At 65.2% G+C, this 12,805-nt stretch carries 12 protein-coding genes and 1 pseudogene; 8 read left to right on the forward strand and 5 right to left on the reverse strand.

Annotated elements, in window-relative coordinates:
• Positions 1–50: 50 nt before the first annotated feature.
• Positions 51–518, forward strand: coding sequence for a DUF3151 domain-containing protein (locus tag A5777_RS10350; protein ID WP_064862598.1), 468 nt, complete (start codon positions 51–53; stop codon positions 516–518).
• Positions 515–1,630 carry an FUSC family protein gene (locus A5777_RS10355; RefSeq protein ID WP_064862599.1) on the forward strand — a complete coding sequence of 372 codons (1,116 nt, stop codon included), beginning with the start codon at positions 515–517 and terminating at the stop codon, positions 1,628–1,630. Before A5777_RS10350 ends, A5777_RS10355 begins: the two co-directional genes overlap by 4 nt.
• 3 nt (positions 1,631–1,633) lie before the next feature.
• Here the strand turns inward: A5777_RS10355 and A5777_RS10360 are convergent, their stop codons facing one another.
• Complete coding sequence (locus A5777_RS10360) at positions 1,634–1,840, reverse strand: hypothetical protein (protein WP_197502348.1); 207 nt, start codon at positions 1,838–1,840, stop codon at positions 1,634–1,636.
• A 99-nt stretch (positions 1,841–1,939) separates the two neighbouring features.
• Between A5777_RS10360 and A5777_RS10365 the strand changes: the two genes are divergently transcribed.
• Positions 1,940–2,857, forward strand: a complete 918-nt coding sequence (locus A5777_RS10365) for a cation diffusion facilitator family transporter (protein ID WP_064862600.1) — start codon at positions 1,940–1,942, stop codon at positions 2,855–2,857.
• A gap of 75 nt (positions 2,858–2,932) precedes the next feature.
• Positions 2,933–3,733, forward strand: a complete 801-nt coding sequence (locus A5777_RS10370; protein ID WP_064862601.1) for a polysaccharide deacetylase family protein — start codon at positions 2,933–2,935, stop codon at positions 3,731–3,733.
• Positions 3,734–3,767: 34 nt separating this feature from the next.
• On the opposite strand, the gene A5777_RS10375 is transcribed toward A5777_RS10370, so the two are convergent.
• Together A5777_RS10375 and A5777_RS10380 are read right to left on the reverse strand one after the other, a co-directional pair.
• Entirely contained in the window at positions 3,768–4,631 is an 864-nt protein-coding gene (locus A5777_RS10375) for a site-2 protease family protein (protein WP_064862602.1), read from the reverse strand.
• Between the two features lie 10 nt (positions 4,632–4,641).
• Positions 4,642–5,265, reverse strand: a complete 624-nt coding sequence (locus A5777_RS10380; RefSeq protein WP_064862603.1) for a hypothetical protein — start codon at positions 5,263–5,265, stop codon at positions 4,642–4,644.
• A gap of 170 nt (positions 5,266–5,435) precedes the next feature.
• On the opposite strand from A5777_RS10380, the gene A5777_RS10385 reads away from it, so the two are divergent.
• Together A5777_RS10385 and A5777_RS10390 are read left to right on the forward strand one after the other, a co-directional pair.
• On the forward strand, positions 5,436–6,722 hold the full coding sequence (locus tag A5777_RS10385) for an adenylosuccinate synthase (protein WP_064862604.1): 1,287 nt from the start codon (positions 5,436–5,438) through the stop codon (positions 6,720–6,722).
• A gap of 382 nt (positions 6,723–7,104) precedes the next feature.
• Positions 7,105–8,448 (forward strand): NAD-dependent succinate-semialdehyde dehydrogenase, encoded by a 1,344-nt coding sequence (locus tag A5777_RS10390; protein ID WP_064862623.1) that lies wholly within the window; start codon positions 7,105–7,107, stop codon positions 8,446–8,448.
• Here A5777_RS10390 and A5777_RS24650 read toward each other — a convergent pair.
• Positions 8,441–8,638: a hypothetical protein gene (locus A5777_RS24650; protein WP_156529344.1), complete on the reverse strand. Its 198-nt coding sequence runs from the start codon at positions 8,636–8,638 to the stop codon at positions 8,441–8,443. The genes A5777_RS10390 and A5777_RS24650 overlap by 8 nt on opposite strands.
• Positions 8,639–8,818: 180 nt before the next feature.
• Here A5777_RS24650 and A5777_RS10395 point away from each other — a divergent pair, with 180 nt between their 5' ends.
• Both A5777_RS10395 and A5777_RS10400 read left to right on the forward strand, forming a co-directional pair.
• Positions 8,819–9,265 (forward strand): Hsp20/alpha crystallin family protein, encoded by a 447-nt coding sequence (locus A5777_RS10395; RefSeq protein WP_064862605.1) that lies wholly within the window; start codon positions 8,819–8,821, stop codon positions 9,263–9,265.
• Positions 9,266–9,524: 259 nt separating this feature from the next.
• The gene (locus tag A5777_RS10400; protein ID WP_064862624.1) at positions 9,525–11,105 is read left to right on the forward strand and encodes an adenylate/guanylate cyclase domain-containing protein; all 1,581 of its coding nucleotides are present in this window, start codon (positions 9,525–9,527) and stop codon (positions 11,103–11,105) included.
• A 58-nt stretch (positions 11,106–11,163) separates the two neighbouring features.
• Here the strand turns inward: A5777_RS10400 and A5777_RS10405 are convergent.
• Positions 11,164–12,755, reverse strand: a pseudogene (locus tag A5777_RS10405) (Na+/H+ antiporter).
• Positions 12,756–12,805 lie beyond the last annotated feature (50 nt).

The following is a 12,805-nucleotide window of genomic DNA, read 5'->3' on the forward strand; positions in this document are numbered from 1 at the left end:
GGCCGACCGAAGCGGACACGGTGTCGCGTCTCGATGCTTGAATAGGGGGTGTGACTTCCTTTGGAGACTTGCTGGGCCCGCAACCGACACTCCTCCCGGGAGACGACGAGGCCGAATCGGATCTGCTCAACGGCGCATCGCCCGCTGCTGTAGCCGCCGCACATCCCACTGCGTCGATCGCCTGGGCGTATCTGGCGGAAGGTGCGTTGACTGCGGGTGGTGTCGGAGCCGACGGTGAGCCCGCCGGTGAACAAACGCCTGACGTCGACGCCGTGATCGCCGCCTATGCCTACGCGCGCACCGGGTACCACCGCGGACTCGACCAACTGCGCCGCAACGGGTGGAAGGGATTCGGACCCGTCCCGTGGTCGCATGAGGGCAACCAGGGCTTCCTGCGCTGCGTCGGCGCATTGGCCAGAGCTGCTCGAGTCGTCGGTGAGCGGGACGAGTACCTGCGCTGCCTCGACCTCCTGAACGAAAGCGACCCGGCCGCGGCAGAACAACTCGGCCTGGTGTGACCGCAACGCTGCGCGCGCGGGTCAGCGCCAGGGTCAACGCGCTCCCGCGCCCCCTGCGCACCCGTATTCGGCGGCTGTACCTTTCTCTGCAACCGATCGTGCAGTGCTCGATCGCGGCGGGTCTGGCGTGGTGGATCGCTCTCGACCTGCTGCATCACTCACGTCCGTTCTTTGCGCCGATCGCGGCTGTCATCTCGCTGGGGCTGTCACTCGGGCAGCGGTGGCGTCGCGCTGTCGAACTGGTCGTCGGTGTCTCCATCGGAATCCTGATCGGCGATCTGCTGATCTCGCGGATCGGCTCGGGGACCTGGCAGATCATGGTCGTCGTCGCACTCGCGATGGCGACGGCGGTGTTCCTCGACGACGGTCCGCTGATCCCGATGCAGGCGGCGTCGTCTGCGGTGCTGGTCGCGACGCTCCTGCCGCCTGGTCAGGCGGGCGGCTACTACCGCGCGTTCGACGCGCTGATCGGCGGACTTGTCGGCATCATCGTCGGCGCGCTACTTCCTACGAACCCGGCGGCGCGTGGGCGGCGCGATGCGGCCGGGATTCTGGCGACGATGCGCGACGCCGCGAAGACCCTCGCCGCGGGACTGCGTGTGGGCGACCCCGACGTGGTGTTCTCGGCGCTCGAGAGTGCGCGCGGAACCCAGGCTGCGATCAACACGATGCGCTCGGACATGCGTGGCGGTAAAGAGATCAGCACCATCTCGCCCCTCTACTGGCGGCAGCGAATACGACTGCAGCGAATCGCCGCGACAGCGGACCCCATCGACAACGGGGTGCGCAACTTCCGGATCGTCGCACGGCGCGCGCTTGGGATGACGCAGCGCGGCGAAAAGCTCCGCCCCGAACTGATCGAGATCATCGACGACCTCGGCGACGCGTTCGAGACGCTGCGTCGAATGATGCTCGCCGACCCCGGCGAATCGCCCGACCCTGCCGACGCCGCGCGGGTACTGCGCACGATCGCACGCAAGGCTCGCGCGGAGCTCGTCGCCGAGAGTGACATGAGTGAGACTGCGCTGCTGGCAGAGATACGTTCGCTGCTGATCGACCTGCTGATGGTGTGTGGGCTTCGACGCTCCTCCGCGCAGGCGACGCTGCGCTGAGCGTCAGGCCTTGCCGTCGATCGCGCGCTGCCCCAGAGCGAAGATCGGTACCGACACCGCGACGCAGCCGATCGCGCCGACGACACCGATCAGTGTGCTCGTCGCGGCCGCGACGACGATGATGAGACAGACGCCGAGCGCGATGCGCGGGACCAGGCGAAGGCGGCGCCGCGCTTTCGGCGACATCCAACGCACTGGTCCGGAAAGCAAGAGCGGTGCTCTCCTTTGTCTGAAACAGCCTTGACGCGAAGGTTTAGGCGACCCTAACCCTTGTCATATATGCGAGAACATGCATATATTGGCGAGACCATGGGTCACTCGCATACACACACGCACTCGCACGGCGCCGGCGCCGCGACGTCGAATCGGCGGATCTGGCCGATGGTCGTCGCCGTGGCGATGATCGGAACGTATTTCGTCGTCGAGCTCAGCGTCGGAATCGCCGTCAACTCGCTGGCCCTGATCGCCGACGCCGGGCACATGTTGACCGACGTGGTCGCACTGTTGATGGGTCTTGTCGCACTGTTGCTCGCGCGGCACGGATCGACGACGGCCGAGCGGAGCTTCGGGTGGCATCGCGCCGAGGTCTTCACCGCTGTGGCCAATGCGGTGCTGCTGATCGGTGTTGCGGTCTTCGTGTTGTACGAGGCGATTCGACGCATGGGCTCTGATCCGGAAGTACCGGGGCTGACGCTCATCGTGGTGGCGTTGGTCGGCCTGGCGGTCAACGTCGCGATGATGCTGCTGCTGCGTGCGGACTCCAAAGAGTCGATCGCGGTGCGCGGCGCGTACATGGAGGTGTTGGCCGACGCCGTCGGGAGCGTCGGCGTGCTGATCGCGGGCATCGTGACGATGACAACCGGTTGGGGCTACGCCGATATCGTGGTCGCCGTTCTGATCGCGATCTGGGTGGTACCCCGCGCGGTGCGTCTGGCCCGCGATGCCCTGCGCATTCTCAACCAGCAGGCACCCGACCACATCGACGTCGACGCTCTCGAGCACGAGCTCGCCGCGATCCCCGAGGTGCACGACGTCCACGACCTGCACGTCTGGTCGCTGACCACCGGAATGGACGTCGCGACAGTGCATGTGGCGAGCAACTGTCCCAACGATGAGGTGCTCCCGCAGGCGCGCGCCGTGCTGGCCCGTCACGGCCTCACCCACGCCACGATTCAGGTCGATCCGGACCAAGCGGGCAAGCGCTGCCGCGACGATATGGGCTGGTAACGCGACACACGCGATCCCGTCGCCCGTAGGCCACTTTCGTCGGCTATCTTCACAGCCGTGAGACGTCGGGGGTTCATGACCGTCCTGGCTGCAGGGCTGGTCACTGCGCTCGGGGGATGCGCGACAGCGCGTGTCGATGCGACGGCGCCGACGGCGTTGCCGTCGACCAACCCGATGTCGCCGACTCCGAAACCGGTTGCCCAGACGCAGGTTCCACAGGTGCCACCACCCGACGTCGCGCGCAAGGTTCCGATTCCCGCGGGGACGCTGACCGGATTGCCCGGTACGGGAAGACATCTCGCGCTGACCGTCGACGACGGTGCGAGCTCCGAGGTCGTCGGTGCGTACATCCGATTCGCGCGCGACACCGGCGCCCGGTTCACCTTCTTCGTCACGGGCGGCTTCGATTCCTGGACCGACCACAAAGCCGAGCTGCGGCCGCTCGTCGAATCCGGTCAGATCCAACTCGGCAATCACACGTGGACGCACGCCGATCTGACGTCGTTGTCGACCGAGGGCGTCGCCGATGAGCTGTCGCGGTGTAAGCATTTCCTGCGCAACACATTCGGCGTCGACGGCACTCCGTTCTTTCGCCCGCCGTACGGCTACCACAACGAGACGGTCGACGCCGTGGCCACCGACCTCGGATACACGACACCCGTGCTGTGGTTCGGGTCGCTCTCGGACTCGGGATTGATCACCGAGCGCTATCTGGTGCAGTGTGCGCGGCAGTACTTCCATCCGCAGACCGTGATCATCGGCCACGCCAATCATCCGCCGGTGACCCACGTATATCCGACGCTGGTGGAGATCATCCGCGAGCGCCGGCTCAACATGGTCACGCTCGACGACTACTTCGTCACGCGCAGGGCGTGAATTGCGGAGCGGCCCCGACTGGGCTGCTGGTAGATCACGTCCGCCAGAACATGAATACGTCCCAGCCCTGGATCGCGAGATTCGATGGCACGCCGGACAATTCGAACAGCCAGCGGATGAGGTCGAAGAAGGCGGTGTTCAGTTGGGGAATGAACAGTAGCGCGAACACGATCAGGAATCCGTAGGGTGCGATCTTGGCGGCGTTCGCGCGTGCATGCTGCGACAGGTACGGCTCGATGGCGTTGTAGCCGTCGAAACCAGGCATCGGGATCAGGTTGAGCACGGCCGCGGTGATCTGCAAGAAGGCGAGCATCGCCAGTGCCGCCCACAGATTGATGCCGTCGACGGCGAGAATCATCCCCGACATCAGACCCGAGTGCAGCGGAATGTAGGCGTCGGGTGCGGCGATGCGGATGACGAACAACAGGATCGCCGCGAGCAGGATGTTCATCGCGGGCCCGGCGAGTGAGACCAGCGTCTTCTGGCGGTTGGTCATGCCGCGCTCGTCGAGATATACAGCGCCGCCAGGGAATCCGATACCGCCGAGCAGAATGATCAACAGCGGTAGGCCGAGTGACAGCCCCGGATGCGTGTAGCGCATCGGATTGAGCGTGAGGTAGCCGCGCAGTTCGGCATTGCGATCGCCGAACCGGAACGCTGTGACGGCGTGGCCGAATTCGTGCAGACACAGTGAGATGACCCAGCCGGCGAGGACCAGCAGCAGGGTGCCGCCGATCGACGTCGCGTTGCGGCCGGGGGCCGAGACCGCGCACATCCACCCACCGAGCACGGCGATGGCGATGAACGCGAAGAACAACCAGCCCGGTCGTATCGCGCGGGCGATCTCGCCAGGACCGGGATGCTTCGGCCGATCTGCGGCCCACGCATTCTCTGTCATGAGTGCACCGTCATGGGTGGGCCAGCTTCCAGTCGATATGATGGCGGTAGAACGTCGACCGCTTCACAGTCCGCTCGGTCAGGACACCTTCACGCTCGACGACGAGGTTGCTCCCGCCGGTCTGCGCCGCGCGCCCGACGTGCCAGGCGCCCTGCCGGAGCGGACGTTCGACGCGCGCGCGTACGCCCGGTGCCTCACGGGTCGGTTCGATCCGCACGCCGCGTACCGAACCGGTGAACAGTCGGGCGTCGTCGACGTAGCTCTCGCCGTGCAGCTTTGCGCCCTCGGCGCCGAGGTGACGTGCGCTGCCGACGAGGACGGTGGCGGCGTCGTCGCGGATCAGTGGTAGGTCGTGAGCATCGCCGTCACGGGCGAGGTCGATGGCCGCTTGTCCGTGCGGTAGGCCGTATCGCCGGGTTGCCGGGGTGGCGCCGCGCGGCGTGTAGGCGACCTCGACGTCGAGTCGTTCGGAGATCATCAGGATCGCCACCACCTCGGCGAGCAGGACGTCGGGGTGTGCGCAGTCGCCGGGCTCGACGATCAGCCGGCTCGGTGCGTCGGAAAGCGCGCTCTCGACCACTCGCCGTACCGCCTTGCGGGTCGGTGGCGACTGCCGGGCGTCGTCGACGATCACCGTCCCCGAAAAAACGGCTTCAGACGAGATAACTGCATGGGACACGCCGACGAGCGTAGTCGGGCCGCAACGTCGATGTCGGGGCGTCGGCCAAGGGTTCTGCCCGGTCAGCAAGTAGGGTAGGTCCGTTACGGCGCGTTCCGCATGCGCGCGGCTAAGGAGTAGGGGACATGGCAGCGATCGTGCTTATCGGCGCCCAGTGGGGCGACGAGGGCAAGGGCAAGGCGACCGATCTACTCGGCGAGAAGCTGCAGTGGGTTGTCCGATACCAGGGCGGCAACAACGCGGGTCACACCGTCGTTCTCCCGAATGGTGAGACGTTCGCCCTGCACCTGATCCCCTCGGGCATCCTCACGCCGGGCGTCAACAACGTCATCGGCAACGGTGTCGTCGTCGACCCCGGGGTGCTGCTCACCGAGCTGAGCGGCCTCGAGGACCGCGACGTCGACACCACCGGCCTGATGATCTCGGCCGATGCCCACCTGCTGATGCCCTATCACGTGGCGATCGACAAGGTCACCGAGCGGTTTCTCGGCAACAAGAAGATCGGCACGACCGGCCGCGGTATCGGGCCCTGCTACCAAGACAAGATCGCGCGGGTCGGCGTGCGTGCGGCCGACGTGCTCGACGAGAAGATCTTCGCGCAGAAGGTCGAGGCCGCGCTCGAACTCAAGAACCAGATCCTGGTCAAGATCTACAACCGTCGCGCACTCGAACCCGCGCAGGTCGTCGACGAGGTCCTCACCCAGGCCGAGGGCTTCAAGCATCGCATCGCCAACACGCAGCTCCTGCTGAACCAGGCGCTCGAACGTGGCGAGACGGTGCTGCTCGAGGGTTCGCAGGGCACGCTGCTCGACGTCGACCACGGCACGTATCCCTACGTGACGTCGTCGAATCCGACGGCTGGCGGCGCCGCTGTCGGGTCGGGTATCGGACCGAACAAGATCACCACGGTGCTCGGCATTTTGAAGGCCTACACCACCCGCGTCGGCTCGGGTCCGTTCCCCACGGAACTGTTCGACGAGTGGGGTGAGTACCTCGCGAAGACCGGGGGCGAGGTCGGCGTGACCACCGGCCGTGCCCGACGTTGCGGGTGGTTCGACGCCGTGATCGCCCGCTACGCAACGCGCATCAACGGCATCACCGACTACTTCCTGACCAAGCTCGACGTGCTCTCCAGCCTCGAGCGCGTCCCGATCTGTGTCGCGTACGAAGTCGACGGCGAACGCGTCGACGAGATGCCGATGACCCAGACCGGCTTCCATCACGCCAAACCGGTCTACGAGTACATGCCCGGCTGGTGGGAAGACATCTCACAGTGCAAGACGTTCGACGACCTGCCGAAGACCGCCCAGGATTACGTGTTGCGGCTCGAGGAGCTCTCGGGTGCGCACATCTCGTGCATCGGCGTCGGCCCCGGCCGCGACCAGACGGTTGTTCGCAGGGCCATCGTCTGAGTCGCGTTGGCGTCGGCGGTCGGCGGTCGGGTGTGGTTCGCAGGGCCATCGTCTGAGTCGCGTTGGCGTCGGCGGCCGGCGGTCGGGTGTAGTACGCCGGGCCATCGTCTGAGTCGCGTCAGCGTCGGCGGCCGTGGGTTGGGCAGGGTCCGTCGGGCCATCGTCTGACGAGCGCGGGCAAGCAGAAGAGCCGGTCTGTGCGGAATCCGTCATCAACCGCGCGAGGTTCGCCGAAAAGTGAACTGCTTGAGCGAGAATGTTGCGGATTCCGCAACGTAAGCGCCCCAGAATTGTCGATTCACTCAGCGCGCGACCTCCTCGACTACTACATTCGTAGATGAAGTCGGCCGAGCGGCCGTGCGTGCAGACGAGGAGAATCGCAATGAGCTTGTACCAAGTCGTCGACCCCGCGACCGGCGACGTCGTCAAGGAGTACCCGACCGCCACTGACGAGCAGGTCGAGGCGGCGATCACTGCGGCGTCGGATGCGTTCGCGACGTGGTCGAAGAACTCGACGGTCGCCGAGCGGGCCGCATTGATCCGGCGCGTCGGCGAACTGCACACCGAGCGCAAGGACGAGCTGGCCAAGATCATCGTGCGCGAGATGGGCAAGCCGTACGACCAGTCCGTCGGCGAGGTCGAGTTCAGCGCCGCGATCTACGAGTACTACGCCGACAATGCCGAGAAGTTCCTCGCAGACGAGCCGATCGCGCTGCTTGAGGGCGAGGGGTCGGCGTTCATCCGTCGCAGCGCTGTCGGTGTGCTGCTCGGCATCATGCCGTGGAACTACCCCTACTATCAGGTCGCGCGTTTCGCCGGCCCAAACCTGGTGCTGGGCAACACGATTGTGCTCAAACACGCCCCGCAGTGCCCTGAGTCGGCGGCGGCTCTGCAACAAATCTTCCTCGACGCCGGGTACCCGGTCGGCGCGTACGTGAACGTCTACGCCACCAATGAGCAGATCGCCGAGGCGATCGCCGACCCGCGTGTGCAGGGTGTCTCGCTGACCGGTTCCGAACGTGCGGGGGCTGCGGTCGCGGAGGTCGCGGGTCGCAACCTGAAGAAGGTCGTCCTCGAACTCGGCGGGTCGGATCCGTTCATCCTGCTGTCCACCGACGACCTCGACGCAACCGTGTCGGCCGCGATCGACGGACGATTCGAGAACACCGGACAGGCGTGCAACGCCGCGAAGCGTTTCATCGTCGACGAGAGCGTCTACGACGACTTCATCGTCAAGTTCACCGAGAAGGTCAAGGCCGCCGGAGAGGGGCTGGCTCCGCTCTCGTCGGTTGCTGCAGCTGAGCGTCTCGAGGAGCAGGTGAACTCGGTGGTTGCCACCGGTGCGAGCCTCGAATCGGCAGGAGAACGAAAGGGTGCCTACTTCCCGCCCGGCGTGCTGACCGGCGTCGACCCCGACTCGATCGTCGCCAAGCAGGAGCTGTTCGGCCCGATCGCGACCGTCTACAAGGTGTCGGGTGAGGATGCCGCCGTCGAACTCGCCAACGACACCCCGTTCGGTCTCGGCTCGTACGTCTTCACCACGGATCCCGACCAGGCGCTGCGCGTCGCCGACAAGATCGAGGCAGGCATGGTCTTCGTCAACGCGGTCGGCGCGGAAGGGGCCGAACTGCCGTTCGGCGGCGTGAAACGATCGGGCTTCGGCCGCGAACTTGGGCGCTTCGGCATCGACGAGTTCGTCAACAAAAAGATGATCAGGATCAGCTGAATCCGGTCGCGAGGCGTCGTTTCCCCTCATTGTTCGACGACGCCTTGCGGTCGGATTGTTTCATCACCGACACCCACCATTTCTCGAGTGGGGATGGTTCGGGCCAGACGACGTCGACGTGATGATTCCCAGCGTGATCAGTTGGGGTGTTTCCCGGCCAGTCGCGGCTAGCCGTCGTTTCTCCAGTCATGTTGTCCTCCTTGTCTTCTGGTGTAGGGAGTACATCCCGCGGGTGATGAGAAATGTTCTAGCACTCCTATCGAATGAGTGCTAGACGAATGTTGGTCGCAGTGCTATTTTTGATTGCGTACAGCATGTGCTGCTCGTCGAATCGGGTGGCGGGCAGCCTGAATTCAGGAGGTGAGTTGCTGTGCTTCGTTTTGATCCGTTCGGCGATGTTGACGCGCTTGCTCGTGGGCTCATGACAGGCTCCTCCGTGGGGTCGGTTCGAGCGCCCCGGTTCATGCCGCTGGATCTGTACAAGGTCGACGACCACTACATGCTCGTCGCCGACCTACCCGGGGCTGACCCCGGCTCGATCGACATCGACGTCGACCACGGGGTGCTCACGCTGACCGCTCAACGGAGTGCGCCGTCTGACGATGGTGTGCAATGGCTTGCGAGCGAACGTTTTTCGGGGACGTACCGAAGGCAGGTGTCCCTCGGTGAAGGTATCGACGTCACGAAGATCGTAGCCAACTACGACAACGGTGTGCTGTCGGTGACGATCCCTCTCGCCGAGGAGGCGAAACCACGCAAGATCGTCGTCGAATCCACCGGCCGTCAGCAGGCCATCACCGCGAATGCGAGCGGCTGAGCACTGCCCGTGGGCTGATGCCTGTGGAAGATGCTGCTGCACAAGTTCTTTGACGAAAAGTTTCGGACATTGAACGAAGGGGGTGGTATATCACTGCGAGTCGATTGAGGAATCTGTCCATCGCGCGGCGGGACCGGTCGAGCCGTCAACGAGTTCTGGAACGGTGCGACCGTCCCGCCGTCCGTCTGTCGCACGTTCCGCCGATACATGTCGCTGTGGCCGCTGTCGCTGCGGAACGCGACTGTGACACAGTATGTGGATGATCCGGGGTCGATCCGAGCGCGATTACGGGTCGATCCTGCTGGGGTCGGCCGCCGAAGGCCGAATCAAACGACGGGTTCGTGTCCAGACGGTGCTGACCGCGACGATCGTCGTCACCAATCTCGTGGGTGCGATCGCCGCCATCGCCCTGTCGACCGTCGGCATTCCGGAACCGTCGACTTTCCTCCCCGAGCTGTGGTGGGTCAACTACATAGTCGTGCCGCTGTATGTCTCCCTGGCATTCGTCGTAGGTATCGGTTGGGGCACGTTTACCGTCACGCGAGATCTACGGTGGGCAATCAGACGCGAGCAGCCGACCAAGGGTGACGCCAAGCGCACCCAGCGGGTGCCCATCCGACTGTTGGGGCTACAGGCGATGCTGTGGCTCGGGGCCGTGGTGATGTTCACCATCATGTACGGCGTCCAGAGTCCGATGCTCATCCCGAAGATGTTCTTCGTCATCGGGTTGTCGGGCACAGTCGTCGTCGGTGTCTCCTACCTGTTGATCGAACTCGCGCTCCGCCCGGTCTCGGCGGATCTCATCAGTGCCGGGTACCGCCGACGCAAGCGATCGGGTGTGTTGTCACGGTCGGTGGTGGCGTGGATCGTCGGTTCTGCGACGCCCATCGTCGGAATCCTGCTCGTGGTCTCGTTCGGCGCATTCCGCGAGGACACGAGCAAACTCGACCTGTTCGTCGGGGTGTTCGTGCTCGCTGTCATATCCCTGGCCACCGGCCTGCTACTCACGGTGTTGACCAGCCTGAGTGTGACCGGGCCACTGCGCAGCGTGCGTAACGGCATGAACAGGGTGCAGGCGGGAGATGTCCGCGACGAGGTCGACCTGGTTGTGTACGACGGCACCGAGCTCGGCGACCTTCAGGTGGGCTTCAACTCGATGGTCGGCGGACTCCGTGAGCGTGAGCGCATGCGCGATCTCTTCGGACGACATGTCGGTCGTGAGGTCGCCGAAGCCGCACTGAGTTCCGACCCCGCACTCGGCGGCACAGAACGCACCGTTGCCGCACTGTTCGTCGACGTCATCGGTTCGACGACGCTTGCCGCCGAGCGCTCACCGACCGAGGTCGTCGAGATCCTCAACAGGTTTTTCGCCGTGATCGTCAAGCAGGTGGAGCGGCACCGGGGCCTGGTCAACAAATTCGAGGGCGATGCCGTGCTCGCCATCTTCGGTGCGCCGATCGATCTCGACGACGCCGCGGGTGCCGCGCTGGCTACCGCCCGCGAGATCGCACGCGAACTCGCGCGTCGGGTTCCCGAACTCTCGGCGGGCATCGGTGTCGGGTTCGGACCGGTCGTCGCGGGCAACGTCGGCGCGATCGAACGGTTCGAGTACACGATCATCGGTGATCCGGTCAACGAGAGCGCCAGACTTTCCGAACTCGCCAAGCGGGATCCGCGCCGCCCGCTGGCTTCGGGGCGGGCCGTCGACGTAGCCAATGCCGAGGAGGCCGCTCACTGGGAGGAACAGGAGACCACCTCGCTGCGTGGGCGCACCGAGGAGACCCGCGTGTACGCGGCGATCCCCGAGGACGAACCCTCCGCCCCGACGGAAGTCGACTGATCGTTCCCCGCGGTCGGCGGAAGGCCCCCGGATGGGAGCGACCGAGTTCCTCGACGCCTCATCCCTCGCGGTCGGTGACCCCTTCGGCGAAGTCGAGCCGTCGCAGTGCTGCGCGCAGCACCTCGTCGTCGATGCGGCCGGCGTCGCGTTCGTCGATGAACACCTTTCGTTGGATTTCAAGCAGCTTGGTACGCATGCGGTTTCCCGCGGCTGTCGGGGACTCGCCGATGTCCTCAGGCCCTCGGCCGAGTTCTTCCCACGCCGTATTGCGTTGGGTGGTCAGCCATTTGCGCAACATCGCGACCTGCAGGTGTCGCGGATCATGTTCGTCGATGTCGCGCGCCAACGTGTCGAGGTAGCTCTGCGCCTCGCGTGATGCCCGATCCTGTGCTGCTGCGTAGGCGAGGCGGTCGGCAGCCGCCTCCTCGTCGCTGCTGACGCCGAGACGCCGGATGACCCATGGCAGGCTGACTCCCTGGATCAAGAGCGTGCCGACGACCACAACAAACGTGAGGAACAGGATTTCCGCGCGTGCCGGGAACGGTTCACCCGACTCAGTGGTCAGGGGGATCGAGAATGCCCCGCCAACGAGACCACACCGCGCATACCCGACCATCCGACGACGAACAACCACGACGGCTTGGGCGGGGGTTCTCGTCGTCGGACACTCGGTAGCAACCGGGCCCCGTAGGTGGCAAGGTAGACCCACACGAAGCGCACCAAGATCGTCGCGAGCAGAACCATCACGGCGTCGAAGGCGATGTGCAGCCACGATTGTCCTGCCAGGCCACGGATCAGGTCGGGTAGCTGCAGCCCGATCAGTAGGAAGACGAACGCCTCGAGCAGCGCATCGATCGATTTGCGGACGGACGCATCCTGGATGCGCGTGGCGTAGCCGACGCGGACGGCGCGTTGTCCGAGAAACAGGCCCGCCACGACAACCGCTATCACCCCGGACGTGTGCAGTTCCTCGGCGACGTAATAGGTCCCGAACGGCACCATGAGTCCGATGGCCGTCTCGATCGTGGGGTCGGTCAGCCAGTCGCGGATCTTGAACACCAGATAGCCGATCAACAGGCCGATGACGAGTCCCCCGATCGCCGCCAGCAGGAACGTTTCGATGCCATCCCACACCGACGTCGTCGCACCGACTGCAGCGGCAAGCGCCACCCGTAACGCGGTGAGCGCCGTTGCGTCGTTGAGGAGGCTCTCGCCGCCGAGGAGGGTCATGATCTGGCGTGGTAGCCCGACCCTGCGCCCGATCGCCTGAGCAGAGACCGCATCGGGCGGCGCGACGATGGCGCCGAGTACCAGTGCCGCCGCCAACGGGAGATGGGGAACCGACAGATAGGCGACAAGGCCGACGGCCACCGCGGTGAACAGCGGAAGCCCGATGGCCAGCAGGCCGATGGCGCGGCGATTGGCGCGGATCTCCTGGTACGAGCTGTCCTGCGCAGCCGAGTAGAGAAGGGGCGGAAGGATGACGAACAACACGAACTCGGGGTCGAGCTCTGCGGTGGGTAGACCGGGTATCCATCCGATCGCCAATCCGACCAGGACCAGCACCAGCGGCGACGAGAGGTTGTAGTGCCGTGACAGCGCCGCGATCACCACCGACAGCACCGCGACCAGCAGAAGGGAAGCGCTCACTGCGCAAACCTAGCCCGAGTTCGAGACTTTGACGCGATCATCAAGTCGCC

Source organism: Gordonia sp. 852002-10350_SCH5691597, assembly GCF_001665715.1.
Classification (GTDB): domain Bacteria; phylum Actinomycetota; class Actinomycetes; order Mycobacteriales; family Mycobacteriaceae; genus Gordonia; species Gordonia sputi.